Origin of the sequence: Actinoplanes sp. NPDC049598 (genome assembly GCF_040675435.1) — a bacterium.
Classification (GTDB): Bacteria; Actinomycetota; Actinomycetes; order Mycobacteriales; family Micromonosporaceae; genus Actinoplanes.
Genome location: NZ_JBFAOX010000010.1, coordinates 121,969 through 144,374 on the forward strand (window position 1 = coordinate 121,969; position 22,406 = coordinate 144,374).

The 22,406-nt window shown below is 70.2% G+C and carries 15 protein-coding genes, 2 tRNA genes and 2 pseudogenes; 12 read left to right on the forward strand and 7 right to left on the reverse strand.

Going from position 1 to position 22,406, the window contains the following annotated elements:
* Positions 1 to 88 precede the first annotated feature (88 nt).
* Positions 89 to 859, forward strand: coding sequence for a class I SAM-dependent methyltransferase (locus AB0J66_RS23605; RefSeq protein WP_364664283.1), 771 nt, complete (start codon positions 89 to 91; stop codon positions 857 to 859).
* 424 nt (positions 860 to 1,283) lie between these two features.
* Here AB0J66_RS23605 and AB0J66_RS23610 read toward each other — a convergent pair.
* Together AB0J66_RS23610 and AB0J66_RS23615 are read right to left on the reverse strand one after the other, a co-directional pair.
* Positions 1,284 to 1,356 (reverse strand) — tRNA-Arg (locus tag AB0J66_RS23610).
* Positions 1,357 to 1,397: 41 nt separating this feature from the next.
* A tRNA-Ser gene (locus AB0J66_RS23615) sits at positions 1,398 to 1,487 on the reverse strand.
* Between the two features lie 894 nt (positions 1,488 to 2,381).
* On the opposite strand from AB0J66_RS23615, the gene AB0J66_RS23620 reads away from it, so the two are divergent.
* Positions 2,382 to 3,431, forward strand: a complete 1,050-nt coding sequence (locus AB0J66_RS23620) for a hypothetical protein (protein ID WP_364664286.1) — start codon at positions 2,382 to 2,384, stop codon at positions 3,429 to 3,431.
* Here the strand turns inward: AB0J66_RS23620 and AB0J66_RS23625 are convergent.
* Positions 3,418 to 4,182, reverse strand: a complete 765-nt coding sequence (locus AB0J66_RS23625) for a CPBP family intramembrane glutamic endopeptidase (RefSeq protein WP_364664288.1) — start codon at positions 4,180 to 4,182, stop codon at positions 3,418 to 3,420. The two genes, AB0J66_RS23620 and AB0J66_RS23625, sit on opposite strands and share 14 nt — an antisense overlap.
* 138 nt (positions 4,183 to 4,320) lie before the next feature.
* On the opposite strand from AB0J66_RS23625, the gene AB0J66_RS23630 reads away from it, so the two are divergent.
* Positions 4,321 to 5,436 carry a globin domain-containing protein gene (locus tag AB0J66_RS23630; protein WP_364664290.1) on the forward strand — a complete coding sequence of 372 codons (1,116 nt, stop codon included), beginning with the start codon at positions 4,321 to 4,323 and terminating at the stop codon, positions 5,434 to 5,436.
* On the opposite strand, the gene AB0J66_RS23635 is transcribed toward AB0J66_RS23630, so the two are convergent.
* Positions 5,433 to 6,941 (reverse strand): peptide deformylase, encoded by a 1,509-nt coding sequence (locus tag AB0J66_RS23635; RefSeq protein ID WP_364664738.1) that lies wholly within the window; start codon positions 6,939 to 6,941, stop codon positions 5,433 to 5,435. The two genes, AB0J66_RS23630 and AB0J66_RS23635, sit on opposite strands and share 4 nt — an antisense overlap.
* Before the next feature lie 363 nt (positions 6,942 to 7,304).
* Between AB0J66_RS23635 and AB0J66_RS23640 the strand changes: the two genes are divergently transcribed.
* Both AB0J66_RS23640 and AB0J66_RS23645 read left to right on the forward strand, forming a co-directional pair.
* Entirely contained in the window at positions 7,305 to 8,024 is a 720-nt protein-coding gene (locus AB0J66_RS23640; protein ID WP_364664293.1) for a ferric iron reductase, read from the forward strand.
* A 226-nt stretch (positions 8,025 to 8,250) separates the two neighbouring features.
* Positions 8,251 to 9,150 (forward strand): FAD binding domain-containing protein, encoded by a 900-nt coding sequence (locus tag AB0J66_RS23645; RefSeq protein WP_364664296.1) that lies wholly within the window; start codon positions 8,251 to 8,253, stop codon positions 9,148 to 9,150.
* Here the strand turns inward: AB0J66_RS23645 and AB0J66_RS23650 are convergent.
* Positions 9,099 to 9,527 carry an STAS domain-containing protein gene (locus AB0J66_RS23650; RefSeq protein ID WP_364664298.1) on the reverse strand — a complete coding sequence of 143 codons (429 nt, stop codon included), beginning with the start codon at positions 9,525 to 9,527 and terminating at the stop codon, positions 9,099 to 9,101. The two genes, AB0J66_RS23645 and AB0J66_RS23650, sit on opposite strands and share 52 nt — an antisense overlap.
* Before the next feature lie 190 nt (positions 9,528 to 9,717).
* Between AB0J66_RS23650 and AB0J66_RS23655 the strand changes: the two are divergent.
* Both AB0J66_RS23655 and AB0J66_RS23660 read left to right on the forward strand, forming a co-directional pair.
* Positions 9,718 to 9,855, forward strand: a pseudogene (locus tag AB0J66_RS23655) (ATP-binding protein); the annotation flags it as partial.
* A 335-nt stretch (positions 9,856 to 10,190) separates the two neighbouring features.
* A complete protein-coding gene (locus AB0J66_RS23660) occupies positions 10,191 to 10,364 on the forward strand; it encodes a hypothetical protein (RefSeq protein ID WP_364664772.1) in 174 nt (57 codons plus the stop codon).
* 4 nt (positions 10,365 to 10,368) lie between these two features.
* Here AB0J66_RS23660 and AB0J66_RS23665 read toward each other — a convergent pair whose 3' ends face one another.
* Together AB0J66_RS23665 and AB0J66_RS23670 are read right to left on the reverse strand one after the other, a co-directional pair.
* The gene (locus tag AB0J66_RS23665; protein ID WP_364664301.1) at positions 10,369 to 11,355 is read right to left on the reverse strand and encodes a chemotaxis protein CheB; all 987 of its coding nucleotides are present in this window, start codon (positions 11,353 to 11,355) and stop codon (positions 10,369 to 10,371) included.
* A 56-nt stretch (positions 11,356 to 11,411) separates the two neighbouring features.
* Positions 11,412 to 12,005: a TetR/AcrR family transcriptional regulator gene (locus tag AB0J66_RS23670; protein ID WP_364664303.1), complete on the reverse strand. Its 594-nt coding sequence runs from the start codon at positions 12,003 to 12,005 to the stop codon at positions 11,412 to 11,414.
* Between the two features lie 108 nt (positions 12,006 to 12,113).
* Here AB0J66_RS23670 and AB0J66_RS23675 point away from each other — a divergent pair, with 108 nt between their 5' ends.
* The 5 genes and pseudogenes from AB0J66_RS23675 to AB0J66_RS23695 all read left to right on the forward strand — a co-directional run bounded on the left by AB0J66_RS23675 (position 12,114) and on the right by AB0J66_RS23695 (position 22,405).
* On the forward strand, positions 12,114 to 12,965 hold the full coding sequence (locus tag AB0J66_RS23675) for an SDR family oxidoreductase (protein ID WP_364664305.1): 852 nt from the start codon (positions 12,114 to 12,116) through the stop codon (positions 12,963 to 12,965).
* A gap of 128 nt (positions 12,966 to 13,093) precedes the next feature.
* A pseudogene (locus tag AB0J66_RS23680) lies at positions 13,094 to 13,606 on the forward strand (DUF4839 domain-containing protein).
* Between the two features lie 69 nt (positions 13,607 to 13,675).
* Positions 13,676 to 15,616: an SdrD B-like domain-containing protein gene (locus AB0J66_RS23685; protein ID WP_364664307.1), complete on the forward strand. Its 1,941-nt coding sequence runs from the start codon at positions 13,676 to 13,678 to the stop codon at positions 15,614 to 15,616.
* 270 nt (positions 15,617 to 15,886) lie between these two features.
* Positions 15,887 to 17,449 (forward strand): DHA2 family efflux MFS transporter permease subunit, encoded by a 1,563-nt coding sequence (locus AB0J66_RS23690; RefSeq protein ID WP_364664310.1) that lies wholly within the window; start codon positions 15,887 to 15,889, stop codon positions 17,447 to 17,449.
* A gap of 177 nt (positions 17,450 to 17,626) precedes the next feature.
* Positions 17,627 to 22,405 (forward strand): ExeM/NucH family extracellular endonuclease, encoded by a 4,779-nt coding sequence (locus AB0J66_RS23695; RefSeq protein WP_364664313.1) that lies wholly within the window; start codon positions 17,627 to 17,629, stop codon positions 22,403 to 22,405.
* Position 22,406: the final 1 nt, after the last annotated feature.

A 22,406-nucleotide genomic window follows, 5' to 3' on the forward strand; every position in this document is an offset into this window, starting at 1 on the left:
CCTAACGACTCCCAAGGCGCCGTGAGGGCGCTCGACACACCTTCGACGGAACCTGTCACCCCATCTACGTATGACGTAGAGGTCATCAATGGACGACTGTGGACTCTTCGACCAGCAGGCAGCCCACTGGGATCAGTGGGCACCGTTCTACGATTCCGACTCCGTGGGCCACCTCGATCATCGGCCAGCGGTCGACCTGCTCGCCGAACTGGCCGGTGCCGGCCCGGCGCTGGAACTGGGTATCGGCACCGGTCGGGTCGCCCTTCCGCTTGCCGACCGGGGAGTGCCTATCAGCGGCATCGACGCCTCGCCGGAAATGATCGACGTTCTGCACCGTCATCGCGGCGACCGCAAGATCGACGCGCGGATCGCAGACATGGCCAATTTCCGGCCGCCAACGTCGTCGCCGTTCCCGTTGATCTACGTAACCAGCTCGACGTTCTTCCTATTGGGCACCGCCCAACGGCAGATTGCCTGCCTCCGCAGTGTCGCGGACTCCTTGACGGTCGATGGTTGCTTCGCTATCGAGGCGTCCTTCCCGGACGTCATCACCGCGCAGGGTCAGCAAGTGATCGTCCGTGATGTCGATGACAGCCACCTGCGGCTGACCATCCAGGCTCACGATCCTGTTGGACAGTTAGTCACCTCTCAAGAGATCCGCCTTCAGAGCGATGGCACGTGGCGAATGCTTCCGTCGGTGCGCAGGTACGTCAGCCCCGCGGAGCTTGACCTCATGGCACAGCTGGCCGGGCTGCAGCTCAGGGACCGCTACGGCGGCTGGGACCGCAGCCCGCTGACAACAACGAGCACCCGACACGTCTCCATCTATCGGCGTGGCAAGGTGGATCGCTTTGCCTGACGGCGAAACTGCGCCGATCCATGTCTCTGGGTCAGCCGCCAACGGCAACCGGATGCCTTGCAAGGAGCGAGGACAGGGCAGACGGCCACGCGCCGGACTCCCTGCATGCGGGAGGTCCGGCGTCGCTGCCACAGCGTGGATCAACCTGCGATCTCGCCACGGTGCCAGCCGGTCGCATCAGCGCCCGGCTGGGTACACGAACGATTGCGTGACTCGCCGCATAGATCAAGTCAGATCGATCGGCTTGGGGAGGGTGCCCTGAGTGACTGACTCCGGCGGCAAAGACAGGGCCGGATCGGCCGTCGGAAAACTGCCGATCACCCTCGGATCACCACGGTCCCGGTAGGCGGGATGTCGGCGAGCGGGAATGGGAAAGCAAGAAGGCCGTGCCCCTGCTTTCGCAGGTCACGGCCTTCTTCAAACGTGCGCCCGAAGGGACTCGAACCCCTAACCTTCTGATCCGTAGTCAGATGCTCTATCCATTGAGCTACGGGCGCTTGCCTTGGTGCTCGACCAGCATACACACCGGCTTCACACGCGGAGACTCCGGGATTCGAACCCGGGATGGGCGGTTAACCCAAACCGCATTAGCAGTGCGGCGCCATAGACCAGACTAGGCGAAGTCTCCCCGGCAGCCACAGGGCTGCCGACGGTTGAGAATACCGGACCGGCTCCGGGTGGCACAAAGAGGGCCACGCCAGGCGGGTCGCACCGGTTGCCAACAGGTGAAATGTGCTCGTTCCGGCTAGGCTCCCACGGCATGGAGGAGAACCCGCCCAGCGAGCCCCGGCGTGCACCGCGAGCCCGTGGCCCGCGGCCATCGTTCAGCGCTCCCGCGGAGCCGGAGACGCCCGAGCAGCCCAAGCCGAAGCCTCCTCGCCGGGCCGCCAAGGCGGCGCCGCCGGTCACGTTCCAGCCTCCCAGTGCGGAAGATCACCCATCCGGGGGTCCCGCTCCGGCCGACACGCCCGGCCGTCCGCCTTCCAAGACCCCTGGCCGTACGCGGGGACAGCGCGCCACGCCCGCACATGCGGACGCGGAGCAGCCGACCGGGTCGCCGCCTGTGCGCAAGGCCACACCTCGCAAGGCTCGCCAGCCCAAGCCCACCCCGCCGCCCACCGCCAAGCCGGCCTCTGCCGAGCCGCCCCAGTCCGGGTCCGCCGGATCGGCCCGGTCGGCGTCCGCGGAGTCGCCCCGGTCGGCGTCCGACGAGTCGCCCCGGTCGGCGTCCGACGAGTCGCCTAAGCCGGAGTCCACAGCCCTCAAGCCGACCGACGCGCCGCCAGTGGAAGCCGAGCCCGCGGCGGGTGAGCCCCGGCCGACTGAGGCGGCGACGGCGCCGGCCGAAGGTTCGTCGGCTGAGGGGGTAGGCGCTGCTGAGGCGGCGAAGGGCGAGACGACGGCTGAGAAGCCTGCCCCGCGGGCACGCCGAAGCCGCGCAGCGAAAGCGGCCGGTCAGGGTGGCGACTCCAACAACCGCAAGGTGGCGACTGAGACTGCCAAGCCGGAGCCGGCTCGGCACGTGCAGGAGGAGCTGATCCCACAAGGGCGGCAGCAGGAGCCTGCCGGCCCAGCGCAGGAGCCCAGCTCGCCACAGCAGGAGCCGATTGCGCCCGTCGGAGAGCAGTCAGTGGAGAAGGCGCCGGTGAATGTCGCGGCGGAGGAGCCGGCGGCCACCGTCTGGGTGGAGCCGGCCGAACCAGCGAAGCCAACGGCGCCAGCGGAGCCCGTTCAACCGGCGGCCGCGGCCGAGCCCGCAAAGCAAGCCGAGCCCGCGAAGCAAGCCGAGCCCGCGAAGCAAGCCGAGCCCGCGAAGCAAGCCGAGCCCGCGAAGCAAGCCGAGCCCGCGAAGCAAGCCGAGCCCGCGAAGCAGCCGGTGCCGGTCAACCGCGTCGAGCAAACAGCGCCGGTCGAGCCCGCGAAGCAAGCGGCGCCCCCGAAGCCCGTACGGCCGAAAGCCGAACCCGCCCAGAGTGACCACACGGATCCGTGGGCGGCGTTGATCGCCGACCCCGCGCGGGCACCCGAGCTGCTCGCCATCGCCGCTGTTCAGACGCTTGGGCCCAGGGCGCAGGAGTGGGCGGCCCGCACCCGGGAGGCCTATCCGACGGCGACGCCGGAGGCGCTGGTGCGGCTGGCGACGCGGCAGTTCACGCGGTTCGGGAGTCTGACCGGGATCATGGGGGCGGTCGCCGGCTCGTATGCCCCGATTGCCCTGCTTGGGGCGGCGGCGATCACCGATGCCGAGCTGACGCTGCATATCGCGGCCGCGCACGGGCTTGACCCGACCGATGAGGAGCGGGCGGCCGATCTGCTGGTGGTGGCGCGGGTTCATGCGACCAAGGACGATGCGCTCGGCGCTCTGGCCGAGGCGCGCCGGCCCGCGTACGACTCGAAGGAGCCGCTCTGGCGTCTGGCCGGGCTTCTCACCACGCAGGCCGCGGCCTGGGTGGCCATCCGGACGATCAACCGTCGTTTTCCGGGGACGAGCCTGCTGGCGGCGTTCCTGGCCAACACGGCGGCGGCCAACGCGACCGCCGCGCGGGCGGCCAAGTACTTCAGAGCCAGTTGAGCCAGGAGTCGGGGAGCAGGGTGTAGCCGACGAAGGCGACCACGTCCAGCAGCGTGTGCGCCACGATCAGCGGCATCACCCGCTTGTAGCGCAGGAAGAACAGCGCGAAGAGCACGCCCATGACCGCGTTCCCGACGAAGGCGCCGAAGCCTTGGTAGAGGTGGTAGGAGCCGCGCAGCACGGCCGAGCAGACGACGATCCAGACCGGTGACATCTGGAGTTGGCGGAGCCGGGTCATCAGGTAGCCGACGACGACGACCTCTTCGAGGATCGCGTTCTGGGCGGCGGAGAGGATCAGCACCGGCACCGCCCACCACACCGGCTGGAGGGCGGCCGGGACGATCTGCGCGTTCAGCCCGAGGACCGAGGCCACATAGACCAGCCCGAGGCCGGGGATGCCGATCAGCGCGGCCAGCCCGTAGCCCCAGCCCGTGTCGAAGGCGGGACGGTCGAACCCCAGGCCCAGCTCACTGCGTACGGCCAAGCGGTCTCGAAGCAGCAGGTAGAGCGCGAGCGCGACCGGGATCAGGTCGAAGAAGATCCCGAGCAGCTGATAGGTCAGGTCGAGGTAGGGGCGGGTCGACTGCGACGCGTTCAGCACGGCGGCCTGGGCGGACAGCGGTTTGCCGGCGGTCAGCTTGGCGATGAGCGACACCACCGCGTAGATCGCGCTCTGCCCCAGCGACAGCAGCAGAACGATGATGATCTCGCCGGTCAGGAGCTTGCGGCTCACCTGCTGATCAAGAGTCACGCGATAAAGCTACTCACCCGAACGAGGAACCCAGGCACCACCTAAACGGACTTTTCCGGTCAAGGGTCACGGCGTGAATGGAGATGAGTCGCACGTTCCGTGCGTCGCCTATCCGACTGTTGTGAGCAGGCTGCATTCATGGGAGACCTCGGACGAATGCTCAAGGAGAGCTGGAGCCTCATCGAGGAGCATCAGGAAAAGGTCGCCGGCTACTTCTACGCCCGGATGTTCCTGTCGCATCCCGAGCTGAGGGATCTCTTCCCGGTCCACATGGACATGCAGCGGTCGCGGCTGCTGAACGCGATCGTCACCGCCGTCCAGACGCTCGAGGACCCGGAGAAGTTCGATTCGTACCTGCGCGGCCTCGGCCGTGATCACCGGAAGTTCCACGTGGAACCAGAACACTACGAGGTGGTGGGTGGCGCTTTGATCGAGGCCATGCGGCAGTACGCCGGCGAGAGCTGGAGCGTCGAGTACGACCAGGCGTGGGCGGACGCGTACGCGGTCATCGCCTCCAAGATGCTCAGCGGGGCCGAGGCCGACACCAACCCGCCCTACTGGTACGCCGAGGTGGTCTCCCACGAGCGCCGGGCCCAGGACATCGCGGTCTTCACCGTCCAGCCCATGCAGCCCCTGGAGTTCCGGGCCGGGCAGTACCTCAGCATCGAGTGCCCGCGCATCCAGCCCCGGCTGTGGCGCACCTACTCGGTGGCGAACGCACCCCGCCGGGACAACACGCTGGAGTTCCACGTGCGGGCGGTCGGCGCCGGCTGGGTCTCCAGTGCGCTCGTCCGCCGGCTCGAGGTCGGCGACATGGTCCGGCTGGCCGCCCCGATGGGCTCGATGACCCTGGACCGGCGTTCGACCCGCGACACCGTCTTCGTGGCCGGCGGCACCGGACTGGCCCCGATCAAGTCGCTGCTCGAAGAGCTGACCCGCTACAACCGGACCCGCTGGGTGCATGTCTTCTTCGGCGCCCGCAACCGTGAGGACCTGTACGACCTGGCCGAGCTCAACCGGCTCGCGGCGCGGTATCCCTGGCTCTCGGTGGTGACCGCGTGCAGCGACGACCCCACCTACCCGGGCGAGCAGGGCCAGATCTCCGACGTCGTGGCCCGGTACGGCCCGTGGAACGAGCACGACTTCTTCGTCTCCGGCTCCGGCCCGATGGTCAAGGCCACCCTGAAGACCCTGGCCGAGCAGCAGGTCCCCTCGATCCGCATCAAGTACGACAGCTTTTCCGAAATGGGTTAAACCGCCCACGGGCGCTGATAGTCGGGCACGAGGTTCGACTCGGCGTTCATCCGATCGACGTAGAGGCGGCCCTCCAGGTGATCGATCTCGTGCGCGACGAGCCGGGCCATGGTCCGCTCGAAGCGCGTGATCACCCGCGTGCCGTCGTACCGGGCGTGCTCGACGTCGATCCGCAGCGGCCGTTTGACCAGGCCGCGGTAGTCGAAGAACGACAGGCACCCCTCGTACTGCTCATCGCGCTCGGCCGACTCGCCGACCACCCGCGGGTTGAGCAGCACCACCGGCTCGGCCGCGCTGTCGGCCGGGCGTACCACCGCGACCGCCACCGACCGCCCGATCTGCGGCGCCGACAGCCCGACCCCCTTGGTGAAGTCGTGCACCTGCTCGAGCCGGCTCAGGGCGCCCAGCAGCGCCTCGACCGTCTCATGGGCCTCGACCTCCTCGCGCGGCAGCTGGAAGTGCCGGGCCCGCTGCCGCAGCAGCTCCGAGCCGCGCTGCACGATTCCTGTCCCGCGCGGCGGGCCGCTGCCGTTGCTGGTGGTGGCCGGGGCCACCGCCGGGTACGACGGCGCGTTCGCGCCCCGGAACCGCCACTCGAGCCGGTAGCGCGCGTTGAGCTGCGGCGCGTCGGTCGACCATTCGAAGACCGCGCGCTCGCCCTCGTCGTGCCGTTCCATCGGAGTGCGCACCGGCACCTCGGCCGCCAGGGACGTCTCAACGCCCCACACCTGCGGGTCGAAGGCCACCGGGAAGTCGAGCCGCACGGTCAGGTGGCGGGTGGGCAGCCGGACGGCCCGCTGGAACCACTGGCCCCACTTCTCGACGCCGACCGTGTACGCGTACTCGATCGTGGTCCGCTCGCCCGGATAGAGGGCGAACTGGCCGCGCTCGTTGGCGAACAGCAGCCAGACCTCCTTGGAGGCGTCCCGGTCGAGCTTGACCCGCCACTGCATGGGCTCGATCGCGTCGCCCTCGCCGGCACAGGCGACCAGCGCCATCTCGTCGAACGAGAGCGGGTGCTCGCGGTGGTGCCGGTTGGAGCCGGTGGGGTCGTTCGGGTAGCGGTCGACCGCGATCTTCACCAGGTAGCGGGTGACCGGTTCCGAGCCCGCGTTGTAGAGGGCCCGGCGCACCCGGCAGCGGTAGGTGCCGTCGACATACGTGAGCTCGGCGACCTCCCGCTCGACGATCAGGCCGGTGCCCGGCGGCAGCCATTGCACCGGGACCGGCGGGTCGCGGTGCAGGGCCGTGCTGCGGGCGTGGCGCAGCTGGTCGTACTCCTGGAAGCGTTCCCAGATGGCGCCGCCCGCGCCGAGCACGGCCTCGGCGCGCCGCGCGAAGTCCTCGGTGGGCTTGTGCCGCCGGCCCTCGACGTGGCTGACGTACGAAGGGTCGAAACCCATGCGCGCGGCGAGCTGCTTCTTGCTCATCCCGCGCTCGACCCGCCAGTGCGCCAATGCCGTAACGAATTGGTCAGCGGCCCGCTCGACGGGCGAGGTGGTCATCATCGATGTCCCCTTCGCGACGAGAATTTCAGTGTCGCCGCCGCGCGTGTCCGCATCGCGCTACTAGCGCGTTGCCGACAGATACCTTGACGAATCTGGCAACGTGGGTGCCCCACGTTAGGTCACCCTTGCTGTGGGTATTAGTCCGAAAGATCGGCTTGGTTAGCCTACCCTTAGAGGTGTACGGTGGGTCGTCATGACGGGCCCGTTTCGGCCCCCCGGCTTTAGCGAGGTGAATGCGGTGGCAGCTCCCCAGATGTCGCCGCGGGCGGGCAGCTCCCGGTGACCACAGCGCTCCACCGAGTGACACGCTCCGTCACGAAACCGGACCCCCTCGCGCCGGTGATCGCGACCCTTCGTGCCATGTTCGGCACGAGCACCGAGATCCCCGGCGTCGCCCCCGATCTGGTCGTCACCGATCCGGCCGGCTGGGTGCCCGCCGCCACGCTCGCCACCGAAAATCTCGACACTCTCCTCGACTCCGCCCGCCGCCGCTGGAACGCCCAGCCCCACGCCGCCGCCGCGCTGGCCTGGAAGGCGTACACGTACTGGCTGGCCCTCCCGGCCGTGCTCGGCTGGGCCTCGGCCCGCCGCGTCCCGCTGCTCACCGGCGACAACGTCCTCATCCACTTCAACGACGCACGCCCGCTGGTGACCCTCGGCCTGCGCGCCGACACGCCGATCGCGGTCCTGCCGGGCGACCCGATCGCCATCGCCGGCCTTCCGCGGGTCCGCGTCGTCCCCGACGAGGAAGCCCTGCTCGGCGAGCTGCGCGCGTCCCTGCTCGACGCGCATCTGACGCCGCTGCTCGACGCCATCCACAGCCGCGTCCGCCTCGGCCAGCGCACCCTCATGGGCTCCGTGAGCTCGGGCGTCGCCCAGGCCGTCCTGCGCTCGGCCGACGTCATCCCCGGCCCCTCGGCCGACAACATCGCCCGCCTCCACCGCGCTCTCGGCGTCGAAGACCTGATCGACCTGGTCCCCGGCCCCACCGGCAAGCTCGAGGTTCAGCGCAAGACCTGCTGCCTCGCCTTCACTCTGCCCAAGCCCAAGGTCTGCCAGGGCTGCTGCATCAAGGCCTAGAGGTACGGATCGTCGGAGAACCGCCGCCGCTTCCACGGGCCCGGGCCGTCGTGGGTCACCCTCCGCGCGCTGCCGCCGGGCTGTCCCGCGGGGTCAAGCCCGCCCGTCTACCCCCTTTTCGAGCGGGCCAACGAGCAATCATCTGATCCCCCCGTGCGGGGAAACCGCGCTTGGCGGGCACTGATCCGCGGCTATACGCTCGCCCCCTTCGACAGGGGGAAAGGCGATGAAATCGACGCCGACGGAGCACATCTCCGCGACCTGTCTCGACGACGTGACGGCCGCGCTGGCCGACGGGCACACCTCGGTGCTCGCCGGCGGGCAGAGCCTGTTCACCGACTCGGCCCGGGGCGTTCGCCGGGTGGTGGACATCAACCGGGTCGCGGGGTTCGACACGCTGGCCGTGACGGACGGCCGGTTGCGGATCGCGCCGCTCGTCCGGCACCGGACGTTCGTGATCGGCGGGGCCGACGGTCCGCTCGGCCGCCTGCTGTGCCTGATCCTGCAGAACATGGGACATCCGCCGGTGCGGGAACGCGGCACGGCCCTGGGCAGCCTGGCCTACGCGCATCCGGGCGCGGAGTGGCCGGTGGCCGCGGTGCTCCTGGACGGCGAGTTCGACCTGGTGGGGCCGGACGGGTCGCGCACGGTGGGTGCCGACCGCTTTTTCGTCGAACCGTTCACCACCGTCCGCCGGCCGGAGGAGTTCCTGGCCGAGGTGCGCCTGCCGTTGCCGCCGCCGGCGGCCGGCATCGGTTACGCCGAGGACCGCCCCGGCGCTGGGTGCTTCGTCCAGGCGGCCACCATGGCGGCCGTGACAGTGACCGACGATGTGGTCAGCGCGGCCGCGGTCGGCCTGATCAACGCCGGGCCGTGTCCCGTGCGGGCCCGGGCGGCCGGGGCCGCCCTGATCGGGGCGGCGTTCTCCGACGCCGCCATCAACACCGCGGCCGAGGCCGCCGCAGACCTCGACGCGCCATTGGACCTGGTCCCGGAGGCCCAGCGGAACAAGCGGCGGCGCCTGATCCGGCTCCTGACCCGCCGGGCCCTGACCCAGGCCCGCAGCCGGCAACCTCAGCTCGGTGACGGGAAAGCCGGCTCCGCCTGCTCGACCCGGAGGATCTGAAAAAGGCCGGTGATCTCCAGGACCTGGCGGACGTCCGCGCTGACCCACGGCATCGACATGCGCGAGCCGGCCTCCTCGATCATCCGGCGACAGCTGAGCAGCGACCGGATACCGGCGGAGTCGAGGAAATCCAGTCGACTGGCATCGATGAGAACGGGCGCGGGCGCGAACCGGGTCACGACCTCCGCCATCGTGGCCCGCAGGAACTCGCTCTCCTCGCCGTCGAGCTCGCCGGACAGGCCAACGTGGATCGAGCCGTCGGGGGCCGGCTTGGGATCTTCAATGTGCAGCCGGCGCGCCGGCTGATAGTCGAAGGATGTCACGGAAGGCTCCTGCCCAAGGTAGTCAGGTGTTGCCTCGCTGTCGAAGGCCTTCAAACTCGACCGTACAGCGCGATCGGCGCGGCAGCAGGCGACGAATGGACCTCAGTGGTTCTGTCACTGTCACCCCGTGTCTGACCATTGCGAGCAACATGAAGTGGTGTCTTCCCTGAGATGCGATGTCGAGACGATGGGTGCGCGCCTACTCGTCCGGGTTCGGGGCGAGCTGTCGGTGGCCTCCGCTCCCATGGTGCGCACCGCCATCCTCAAATGTCTGGTCGAGCAGCCGGACGTCGTCGTCATCGACCTGTCGGGAACGACCCTCGCCGAACCCACCGCCGCGGCGGTGTTCCGCGCGGCGTCCCGCCAGGCGTCACTGTGGCCAGGCACCCCGATGCTGCTGGCCGCCCCCGATCCGGCGCTGTCCGAGCTTCTGGCCCGCAGTTACGGCCGGCTGGCGGTCTACGACTCGGTCGAGGAGGCGCTCGACGCCGAGCCGCGGCCGCCGACGCCGAGCATCAACGACACCCTCCTGCCGGCCAGCGGGGCCGCCCGGCACGCCCGCGACCTGGTCTCCGAGGGGTGCCGCCGATGGGATCTGGCCCACCTGACCGGCCGCGCCCAGGTTGTGGCCAACGAGCTGGTCACCAACGCGGTCGTGCACGCCCAGACGATGATCAATTTCCGGGTCACGCTGGGCCGCCGATACTCATCCTGGCAGTGTGCGACGGCAGTGACGCCGAGCCGGTGCTGCCGCCGGTGGCTTCGGCCGACCCGGCCGGCCGGCGCGGACTGCAGCTGGTCAACGCCATGGCGTACCGATGGGGCGCGCTGCCCGCGTACGGCGGGAAGGTCGTCTGGGCGACGTTGCTCCGGCAGCCGCCGGAGGCCTGAGGTCTCAGCTCCGAGGCTGCGGGTCGCCCAGCACGCGGCTACGGACCACCTCGATGTCCCGGCGTACCCGTTCCGCCTCGCCCTCGTAGGTTTTCCGGGACTGCTGGTCACCGGCCCGCTCGGCCTCCGCCGCGAGCCCGCCCAGCACCGTCACCTTCTCCTGCATGGCACTGATGGCCGTCCACAGCGCCTCCTCGATGCCGTCGTCGCTGGCCGCGACGAATGACTGCGGCGACCAGGAATGCCCGACGTGGCACACGTAGTGAACGGCGTGCCCGGTACGGATCGCGAACATGCCACCCCGGCACTCGGGACAGCCCAGCCCCACGGGATCTCCCGGAGTCCTACCTTCCGCACGGCCCTCGGCGATCATGTCTGTCTCCCAGATCAGTTCGTCCTGCGGGGTTCCCACTCCCTCGAGCGGGCGCCCGGCGATCTCGCCGATCAGGCGGCCGAGCTCCGCCGCCGGCGCCGGCCGGGCCGACGGGACCGCGGTCCGGGCGGCCGTCGGCATGCCCGGGAACCTGGCCTCGCCCGGATCCTGAACCAGTGCCACGCCACCCTGCTGGGCCACCGCGGCCAGACCCGCCGCCCCGTCGTCGAGGGACCCCGACAGCACCACACCGGTGACCCGTGGGCCGCACCACCGGGCGGCCGCCCGGAACAGCGCGTCGACCGCCGGGCGGGTCCGGTTCTCGCGCGGCCCGGTGGTGAGCCGGAGAACGTCGCCGGCGCTGATGACCAGGTGCCGATCCGGGACCCCCACGTGGACCCGGCCGGGGCGGGCGGGCTCACCGTCGACCGCGGTGCTGACCGGCAGGGCGCAATCGCGGTCCAGGATATGAGCCAGGTTGCTGCGGGCCCCGGGCGCGAGATGGGTGACGACCACGACGGCGGCCGGCAGATCGGCCGGCAGCTGCGCCAGCAGACTCAGCAGCGCCGCATGGGCCCCGGCCGAGCCGCCGATCACGATAATGTCGCGCTGCGCCATCAGTCCCCTAGGTCGTTGGAGCCGCCGAGTTCCCAGCGCGGGCCAGGTGAAACCGCTCAGTGTGGCCGGACACCCTCCAGGGCCAGTTGCACGAGCCGAGTGGCCTCCCCGGCCGCGTCCGGGCTGCCCTCGGTCGCCAGCGATACCGCGTTGACCAGGGTCAGCAGGTCGACGATGGAGACGCCGGGCCGCACCGCGCCGGCGTCACCGGCCCGGCGCAGCAGCTCACCGCCGGCGTCGACCAGCATGGCCTCACAGGTGCTGTCCGTCGGCCGACCCGGCTCGCGAACACCGCTACCGCCACCGCCACCGCCACCGCCGAGCAGAGAGCGGGCCAGCCCTCGCGTCGTCGCCCCGTAGACGGCGACCGCCTGCAGCCACTCGCCGAACGCCGCGCCCACGTCCGGACCGTCGGCCAGCTCGCGCGCCCGGGCGCACAACAGCTCGACCCGGTCGTGGAACACCGCCTCGAGCAGCGCCTGCCGGGACGGGAAGTGGCGGTGCAGCGTGGCCGAGCCAACCCCGGCCCGGCGCGCGATCTCCTCCAGGGAGGCGTCCGCCCCGTGCCGGGCGATCTCGGCCTCGGCCGCCGCCACGATCTGGTCGTAGTTGCGCCGCGCGTCCGCCCGTCTCGGCCGTTCCGGTGCCACTGACGCCTCCCCTTCGCTGGTGCCCCGGACTTGCTAACCGGGGGGCCACCCCATATCGTACTGACGTGAAACGGGGTGCCACCCCATTTTGCAACCGAGGAGGACGTCATGGCAGTCACGCTGGTGACCGGCTCGAGCTCGGGCTTCGGCCGCTTGACCGTGGAGGAGCTGGCCCGCCGCGGCCACACGGTGTTCGCCGGGCTCCGCGACATCCGCGGACGTAATGAGAAAGCCGCTGCGGAGTTGGAGTCACTCGGCCTGAACGTCGTCGAGCTGGACGTCACGGATCAGACCTCGGCCGATCGGGCCGTCGCGGAGGTGCTCGCCACGGCCGGCCGCCTCGACGCCGTCGTGAACAACGCCGGCATGATCTTCCCCGGCCCGCTCGAGGCCTTCACCGCCGACGAGGCCCAGCGCCAGTTCGACGTGAACGTGCTCGGCGCCCTGCGGGTGAGCCGGGCCGCGCTGCCGCACATGCGCGAGCAGCGCAGCGGCGTCCTGATCCAGGTCGGCTCGATCTCCAGCCGGGTCACGATCCCCTACTCCGGCCTGTACGCGGCGAGCAAGGCCGCGCTGGCGAGCCTCACCGAGGCCTGGCACCACGAGCTGGCCCCCTTCGGCGTGCAGTCGATCATCGTCGACGCCGCCCCCTACCCGACCAACATCGGCGCCAACGCGGTCATGGCCGCCGACACCGACCGGATGGCCGCCTACGCCGACGGCTTCGGCCGCTTCGTCGCCACCCTCACCGGCTTGCAGACGGAAGCACCGGCCGACCCCACCGCCGTCTCCGACGCGATCGTCGCCCTGATCGAGTCCCCGGCCGGCCAGCGCCCCCTCCGCACGGTCGTCGCCCCGCCGTCCCAGCGCGAGGCCGTCGAAGCCCTCAACACGGCCGCCGCCGCGACCGCCCGAACCGTGAGCGCCGACATGGGCGTGGCAGCCTTCCTCGCGCCGTAGCAGGAGGGCACAGCACGGCGGCACGGCTGGGAGTTCGTCGATCAGACTCCGGGCATGCTTCGTTCCACCATCAACTTCCGCCGCGCGAAGAAGCCGGTCCCGTGGCGCCTGATCGGCGCTGGGCGGCGGTGCTCGCGGTCCTGATCGGCGGGATCGTCGTTGCTTCGGCACTCGGCGGCGGTGGCGAGAAGAAAGAGAAGCCGGCCCAGGCGGCTCCAGCTTCGACTTCGGCCTCTCCTGAAGCTGCGCCTGAGCCGGCCGCCCCGAAGGTGATCACCGCCCAGAACAATCCGGAATTCGCGGCGCTGCTGAAGGCGGACGACTGCGACCAGGCCAACGTGAACTTCGCCAACCGCCACCAGGGCCAGAGCGTCGCGTTCAACGGCTCGATCGTGAACATGGCGCCCCACGATGGCTAAAAGACCCGTTACGACTTGCTGCTCGGCCCGGGCGACAAGGGGCCGAACACGACGACCGGCCCGGCTTTCAAGTACGAGGACGTCAACATGCTCGACCTGAAGCTGACCGTGAAGGCGACCGTGGGCGAGGGCGACAAGTTCCGCTTCGTCGCCACGGTGGGCGAGTTCAATGCCGACCAGTGCCTCTTCTACCTGGACCCGGTCTCGACGGAAGTTCGATAGCCGAACGGCTATGGACGACGTAACGGTACCGTTCTATGATCTGGCCCGCGGATCACGGGGAGGATCTCTATGGTGCGGTCCAGGTGGCTGACTTGTGTCGGTCTGGCCATGCTCACGGGCGTGTCGGGTGGCGTGGTGGCGGCGCCGGCTCAGGCGGCTGAGGGTGAGACGGCCAATGTGGTGGTCGAGGTGACGGCGAAGCGCAATCTTCTCGACACCTCGGGCTGGTCCAGTGTGGACGTGTTCGTCCGCAACGACGGGGCGGCGCCGGCGGCGGGGGTGACGGTGGCGCTGACCGTTCCGGCCGGGCTTCGTCCGTTCGGCGGCTCGAGCACGAGCGACTGGGATTGTGACTGGGGCACTTCGGTCATGACCTGCACGTATCTCGGCGAGCTGGCGCCGGGGGCGTCCGAACGGCCGATCACCCGCTCGGTCGAAGTCGAGGGGCTGGCGGTCGGCGCCGTGCTCCAGGTCGGCGCGAGCGTCACGACGTCGACGCCGGAGAGTTCGACCGCGGACAACGCCGCCTCCGCCCCGATCCGGATCGTGGAGACCGGGGAGATCCGGGGGCGGATCTGGAACGACCTCAACGCGGACGGGATCCGGCAGGCGACCGAGCCGGGCGCGAACGACGTCGGCATGTCGATCCGGTCGCAGGACGACGAGGACAGTTACGGGACGGCCAACACGTACGACGGCTCGTTCCGGTACGAGGTGCCGAGCAAGCGCTTCAAAATCGTCACCGACCTGAACCCGTTCTTCTGGCTCTTCACGAAGCCGGACGTCGGCAGCGACGCCACCGACTCCGACCTGCGGATGATCAGCGACGACAGGTACAGCCAGGTCGGCGAGAGTCCGGTGTTCCCGGTCACCGCGGCCAAGCCGGCCCTGCTCGACCTCGGTGTGGTGGCCGCGTACCGGCCGACCGCGATCGTGCCCGCGGTCGCGCTGCAGGGCACGACGGCCGTGGTGAAGCTGACCGGGCGAGCGTTCACCTCCAGCCTGGACGTCAAGCTCACGCGGTCCGGCTCCGAGCCGATCACGGGCACGCTTTCGAACATCGCGGCCGACGGCCGGTCCATGGACGTCACGTTCCCGCTGGCCCAGGCGGCCGCGGGGGCGTGGACGCTGACCGTGGACCGGCAGTACGGCCCGCACGCCGAGGTGGCCGGCGCTTTCACGGTCACCCTGCCCCAGCTGCGGCTGGCCGCGGCGCCGGTGATCTCCGGAGCGGCCGCGGTCGGTTCCACGGTCAAGGCCTCGGGCGGTACGTGGACTCCCACGGCGACCAGATACGCGTACCAGTGGGCCGCGAACGGCGTGGCCATCGCCGGCGCCACCGGGTCGTCCCTGACGATCCCGGCGTCCGCCCTCGGCAAGCGGATCACCGTCAAGGTGACCGCGGCCCGGGACGGCTCCGCGCCGGGCGCCGCGTGGTCGGCGGCGACGGGCGTCGTGGCCCGGGGCAAGGCCCCGGTGGCGACCAAGAAGCCGGTGATCACCGGCACCGTCAAGGTGGGTTACACGCTGAAGGCCGCGGCCGGGACCTGGAGCCCGGCGGCGAACAAGTACGCCTACCAGTGGACGGCCAACGGTGTGCTCATCCCCGGCGCCGGCGGGTCCGCGCTGACGGTCTCGGGTGGGCTGGCCGGCAAGCGGATCGCGGTGAAGGTGACCGCTCTGCGCGACGGTCACCTGTCGGGGGCCGCGTGGTCGGCCACCACGGGCGCGGTGGCCAAGGGCAAGGCCCCGGTGGCGGCCAAGCGGCCGGCGATCAGCGGCACGGCCAAGGTCGGCCGCACGGTCAAGGCGGCCGTCGGCGCCTGGTCACCCGCGGCCAACTCCTACCGGTACGAGTGGCGGCTGAACGGAAAGCTGATCAGCACCGGCGCCTCCCTGAAGCTGACCTCCGGTATGCGCAACAAGAAGCTCACGGTCACCGTCGTCGCCCGCCGCACCGGCCACCTGGACGGCCGGTCCACCAGCACCATGGTCACCGTCAAGGGCTGATGTTCTGTCGTGTTGCTGACGGGGCTCATGTTTCGGCGTGCGCCCCGGTCAGTGACGTTCGCCACCTTCTCAGGTTGATCAATGCCCTGAGCTGCGATGTTTCCGCTGGTCCTCAGCCACCCGGGCCGGTGACGGACCGAAAGCTGCGAAGCTGAAAACCTGGTGCAAGCGATCGGTGTGTAATGCAACCATCGCCGTCTGCCGGGCGCGCGCGGCCCTTCTGACCTGCGGGCGCGTCGATGCCGGAAGCCAAGGACCCTGGAGTTCTCCGTGACAGAGCAAACCGCCGCGCCACCCAACAAGCTCGACGGCGCCGTTTTGAAGATCGCCGGGGTCGTGGTCCTCGGCGCGATCATGTCGATCCTCGACATCACCGTGGTCAGCGTCGCGCTGCCCACCTTCCAGACCCAGTTCGACGCGACGTACGCCGAGGTCGCGTGGACCATGACCGGGTACACGCTGGCGCTGGCCACCGTGATCCCGCTCAGCGGCTGGGCCGCCGACCGGTTCGGCACCAAGCGGCTCTACATGCTGGCGCTGCTGCTGTTCACCCTCGGTTCGGCCCTCTGCGCCACCGCCGGGTCGATCGAGCAGCTGGTCGGCTATCGCGTGCTGCAGGGCCTCGGCGGCGGCATGCTCATGCCGATCGGCATGACGATCATGACGCGGGCGGCCGGCCCGGAGCGGATCGGCCGGCTCATGGCCGTGCTGGGTGTGCCGATGCTGCTCGGCCCGATCGGCGGCCCGATCCTGGGTGGCTGGCTGATCGACGTTGCCAGCTGGCACTGGGTCTTCCTGATCAACCTTCCGATCGGCGCCATCGCGCTGGTCTACGCGTGGTTCGTGCTGCCCAAGGACGAGCCGCATCCGTCCGAGTCCTTCGACTTCGTCGGCATGCTCATGCTCTCGCCGGGTCTCGCGCTCTTCCTGTACGGGGTCTCGTCGCTGCCGGAGACCGGCACCATCACCGCCACCAAGGTGTGGGCGACCATGCTGATCGGCGCGCTGCTGGTGATCGGCTTCGTGCTCTACTCGTTCAAGCCGAAGCATCCGCTGCTCGACCTGCGGCTGTTCCGCAATCGCAGCCTGGCCATCGCGACGATCTCGCTGTTCGTCTTCGTCATCGCCTTCATGGGCGCCGGCCTGCTCTTCCCGAGCTACTTCCTGCAGGTGCGCGGTGAGTCCACGCTCAACGCGGGTCTGCTGATGGCGCCGCAGGGCCTGGGCGCGATGCTGACCATGCCGATCGCCGGCATGCTGGCCGACAAGATCCCGGTCGGGCGCACGGTGCCGTTCGCGATGGCGCTGATCGCGGCCGGCTTCTTCACCTTCACCCAGGTCGGCACGGACACGTCGTACCTGCTGCTGTGCGGCTCGCTGTTCGTGATGGGTCTCGGCATGGGTGGCACGATGATGCCGATCATGACGTCGGCCCTGCGGACGCTGTCGCACGCCGAGGTGGCCCGCGGGTCCACGCTCGTCAACATCCTCCAGCAGATCGGCGGCTCGATCGGCACCGCGATCATGTCGGTGATCCTGACCAGCCAGCTCAACGGCTCGGCCGACATCCCCGGCCTGAAGGGCCCGAGCGGCGACCCGGTCACCGAGGCCGGCGCGGCCATCGCCGTGCAGCAGGGCGCCCAGATCCCGTTGCCGCCCGACATCCTGCAGCGCGGCCTGCAGTGGGCGGCCGACTCGTTCGCGACCACCTTCTGGGTGGGTTTCCTGCTGACGGTGGCGACGCTGATCCCGATCGCCTTCCTGCCGAAGAAGCGCGTCGTGAAGGACGAGAGTGGCGAAGGTGCGGTCGAACCGCCCGTTCTGATCCATTAAGGATCGTTCAAGTCTATGGCCCCGTCTCGCGGATAAAACGAGGCGGGGCCAAGCTTTTACCTGCGGCAATGCTTACTCGTTACCTGAAAGAGAATCGATCGTCATTCGCGATCCATAATCTCCGACGGATCAACGTCCTTCGGAGGATAAATCTCTATGCGTCGATATAAACGGAGCGTGGCCGCCACCGGCCTCGTCACCGCGCTCGGCCTGACCCTGGCCGGCCCGGCCGTCGCGGCCGACGCGACACCGTTCATCAGTGAGATCCACTACGACAACGTCGGCACCGACAGCGGCGAGGCCATCGAGATCCAGGCCCCGGCCGGCTTCGATCTCAGCGGCTGGCAGATCGCCCTCTACAACGGCTCGAACAACGCCGTCTACAACACCGCCACCCTGAGCGGGGCCGTCCCGGTCGCCGGCGTGGTCGTGCAGAACTACGGCGTGGACGGCCTCCAGAACGGCGCCCCCGACGGCGTCGCCCTGGTCAAGCCGGACGGCTCGGTCGCCGAGTTCCTCTCCTACGAGGGCACGATGACCGCCGCCTCGGGCCCGGCCGGAGGGCAGACCAGCGTCGACCTCGGCGTGGCCGAGACCTCGTCGACCCCGGTCGGGCAGTCGCTGCAGAAGGTCGACGGCAAGTGGCTGGCCCCCGCGGTCAGCTCGTTCGGGACGAAGAACGGAACCGCGCCCGAGGAGCCGGAAGAGCCGCAGCCCGGCTGCGACACCCCCGCCACCACGACGATCGCCGCCGTACAGGGCACTGGAGCGGCGACCGGCCTGGCCGGCAGCAAGGTCACCGTCGAGGGTGTGGTGACCGCCGACCACCGCTCGGGTGGCTACAACGGCGTCTACCTCCAGACGGCCGGCAGCGGCGGCGACCGCCCGGTCCAGGCCGGTACCGCCTCGGACGGCATCTTCGCCTACTTCACCACCAACACCGCGATCCACCCGTCGGTCGCCGTGGGCGACCTGGTCCGGGTGACCGGCACGGTCAGCGAGTTCAACGGCTTCACCGAGCTCACCACCGCGGCCAAGACCGACGTGCAGGTCTGCGCGAGCAACGCGCCGCTGCCGGCCCCGGTCGCGCTGAGCCTCCCGCTGGACGACGCGGCCCGCGAGTCGGTCGAGGGCATGCTGGTCGCCCCGATCGGCCCGTTCACCGTCTCCGACGTCTACAACACCAACCGGTACGGCGAGATCATCCTGGCCGCCGGTGACAAGCCGGCCAAGGTGCCGACCGACGTGGCCCGGCCCGGCACCGACGCCAGCGCCGCGGTCAAGGCCGACAACAAGGCCCGCCGGCTCCTGCTGGACGACGGCAAGACCACCAACCTGTCGAGCGCCGGCCTCGCGCCGCCGTACCTGGCCCAGAACGACCCGGTCCGGGTGGGCGACACGGTGGAGAAGTTCGGCCCGGCGGTGCTGAACTACAGCCTCAACGACTGGCGCCTGCAGCCGGCCACGCCGGTCGACGCCGGCACTCCGGCCGCCGCGCGGACGACGTTCAAGGACACCAACCCGCGTACCGCCGGGCCCGCGAACGTCGGCGGCGACGTCAAGGTCGCCAGCTTCAACGTGCTCAACTACTTCGTCCACTTCGGTGGCGAGGCCCGGGGCGCGACCGACGCGGCCGCGCTGGCCAAGCAGCAGGCGAAGATCGTCTCGGCCATCTCGGCGCTGGACGCCGACGTGGTGGCGCTCATGGAGATCGAGAACTCGGTCCGCTTCGAGCCGGACGACCCCCAGGTGGCGCTCAAGACCCTGGTCGGCGCGCTCAACGCGGTCGACGGGGCGGGCACGTGGGACTACGTACGGTCGCCGGCCGAGCTGCCCAGCCCGGCCGAGCAGGACTTCATCACCACGGCCATCATCTTCAAACCGGGCAAGGTGGCGACCAAGGGGGCCTCGAAGTCGCTGAGCGACGAGACGGTGTGGGCCAACGCCCGCGAGCCGATCGCGCAGACCTTCACCGCCGGCGCGGCGACGTTCACCGTGGTCGCCAACCACCTCAAGTCGAAGAGCGCGTCGGTCGCGCCGACCGGGGACAACGTCGACACCGGGGACGGGCAGGGCCCGTACAACGGCGACCGGGTGCGTCAGGCCAAGGCCCTGGCCACCTTCGTCGACGGGGTGAAGACGGCCAGCGGCAGCAACGAGGTGCTGCTGCTCGGCGACTTCAACGCGTACACGCAAGAGGACCCGATGCAGGCCCTCTACGCCGCCGGCTACAGCGACCTGCACTCCACGTTCGCGCCGGACAAGAACTCGTACGTCTTCAGCGGCGAGTCCGGCTCGCTCGACCACGCGCTCGCTACCAGCGAGATGGCCAAGCGGGTCACCGGCGTGGACATCTGGAACATCAACTCGGGGGAGTCCTTCGCGTACGAGTACGACGGCTACGCGCCGTTCTACGCGCCGGACCCGTACCGGGCCAGCGACCACGACCCGGTCGTGATCGGCCTCAGGACCACAGCAAGCGGCCCGGTCGACCTGCAGCTGCTCAGCGTCAACGACTTCCACGGCCGGCTCGAGCAGCCGACCGCCGGCAACGGTGGCGCCGCCCAGCTGGTCGGCATGATCGACGCGCTCCGGAAGCAGAACCCGAACACCGCGTGGGTGTCGGCCGGTGACAACATCGGCGCGTCCACCTTCATCTCGGCCATCGACGGCGACAACCCGACGATCGACGCGCTGAACGCGGGCGGCCTGGCCGTCTCGGCGGTCGGCAACCACGAGTTCGACAAGGGCCTGGCCGACCTGCAGGGCCGTGTCGAGGACCGGGCGAAGTTCCCGTACCTGGCCGCGAACGTCTACCAGAACGGTGAGCGGGTCCTCCCCGGCTACAGCGTGCAGACGGTCGGCGGCGTCAAGGTCGGCTACATCGGCGTCGTCACCGAGCAGACCGCGTCGCTGGTCAGCCCGGACGGCATCGCCGGGGTCGAGTTCCGCGACCCGGTGGCCGAGACCAACACCCTGGCCACCCAGCTCTCCGACGGCAACGAGGCCAACGGCGAGGCCGACGTGCTCGTGCTGCTGGCCCACGAGGGCGCGGCGACCGAGAACATCGGCTCGGCCCAGGCGCTGCAGAACGACCCGGTGTTCGGCGACTTCACCCGGGTCGACGCGAACATCGACGTCATCTTCAGCGGGCACACCCACCAGCCGTACGCCTTCGAGGTGCCGGTCCCCGGCACGGACCGGACCCGTCCGGTCATCCAGGCCGAGGACTACGGTTTGAAGGTCGGCCAGGCCGTGCTGACCTACGACCCGGCCACCAAGGCGGTCACCAAGTCGACCGCCGAGCTGCTCAATGTCAACGGCTACCCGGCCGACGCCGAGGTGGCGGACATCGTGGCCAAGGCCAAGGTGACCGCGGACGAGCTCGGCAAGCAGCCGCTCGGCAAGATCACCGCGGACATCAACCGGGCCTACAGCGCCGCCGGCGCCGAGGACCGGGGCGCCGAATCGGTGCTGGGCAACTTCATCGCCGACGTCCAGCTCGACCAGACCAGCGCGGCCGGTCGCGGCGGGGCGCAGATCGCCTTCATGAACCCGGGCGGCCTGCGGGCGGACCTCAAGTACGGCGCCGACGGCACGGTGACCTACGCCAACGCGTTCTCGGTGCAGCCGTTCGCCAACGACGTGGTGACCCAGACCCTCACCGGCGCCCAGATCAAGCAGGTGCTGGAGGAGCAGTGGCAGCCGGCCGGGGCGTCCCGCCCGGTGCTGCACCTGGGCTCGTCGAAGGGGCTCACCTACTCCTACGACGTGAACCAGCCGCAGGGCTCGCGGATCATCGCCTCGACCCTGAAGCTCAACGGCGCCAGGCTCGACCCGGCCGGCGCCTACCGGGTCACGAGCAACTCGTTCCTGGCCGCGGGGGGCGACAACTTCCTCACCCTGGGCAAGGGCACCAACAAGGTGACCACCGGCGACAACGACCTGACGATGCTGGTCAACTACTTCGCCGCGCACTCGCCGGTCACCGCCGACCCGAAGCCGCGCTCGACCGCGGGCGTGCTCGACGGCACCGCGCCGACCGGCACCTTCACTCTCGGCCCGACGGCCGGCGCCCTGTGGGCCGGCCAGTCGGTGACGCTGACCCAGGTCGCGCTGAGCGACGACGTCAGCGCCGCGGCCGGGATCAAGCGGGTGGTCACCTGGGGCGACGGCAGCGCGCCGGAGACCCTGGCCGCCGGCACGACCACCGCGACCCACAAGTACGCCAAGACCGGCACCTACACCGTGTCGGTGGCGCTCACGGACGAGGCCGGCAACAGCGCCGCGGCCACGTTCCAGGGTGCGGCCACGGTCAAGGTGTCCGCGCAGCCCACGGGCCGCAACGTGCTCGCGCCGACCTCGATCGGGGCCGGCCAGCCGGCCGTGCTCGTGGTCGGCCAGGTCACCGGGGCCGGCAAGCTCGTCGTCGCATGGGGAGACGGGGCCACCACCACCGTCCCGGCCAAGGGCGGCGTGGTGACGCACGCCTACACCAAGGGCGGCTCGTTCGCGGTGACGGTCACGCCGTGGAACACGGCCGGCGCCGGCATGCCGGCCACGGCCGGCACGGTGAAGGTCAAGGCGGACACGGCCGCGCCGGTCGTCTCGCTGACTGTGCCGTTCCGGGCCACCGAGGCGTCGTCGTGGCGCTCGCTCTCCGGCCTCGTGGCCGACGCGGGCACTGGCGTCGACAAGGTCCAGGCCACTCTGATCCAGGAGCGTTCGGGCAAGTGGTACTACTTCGACGGCGCCAAGTGGGTCAAGGCGGCGTCGCAGTCCGAGGCGGCCGGCCAGGCCAAGGTGCTCGCGGACGACAACCCGTTCCTGGGCATCCTGTGGAACATCGGCGTCCAGGGGGTCGAGAAGGGCACGCTGAAGGTCACCTACTGGGCGACCGACAAGGCGGGCAACTCCTCGGCTCAGAAGTCCTACTCGGTGAAGGTCACCAAGTAAC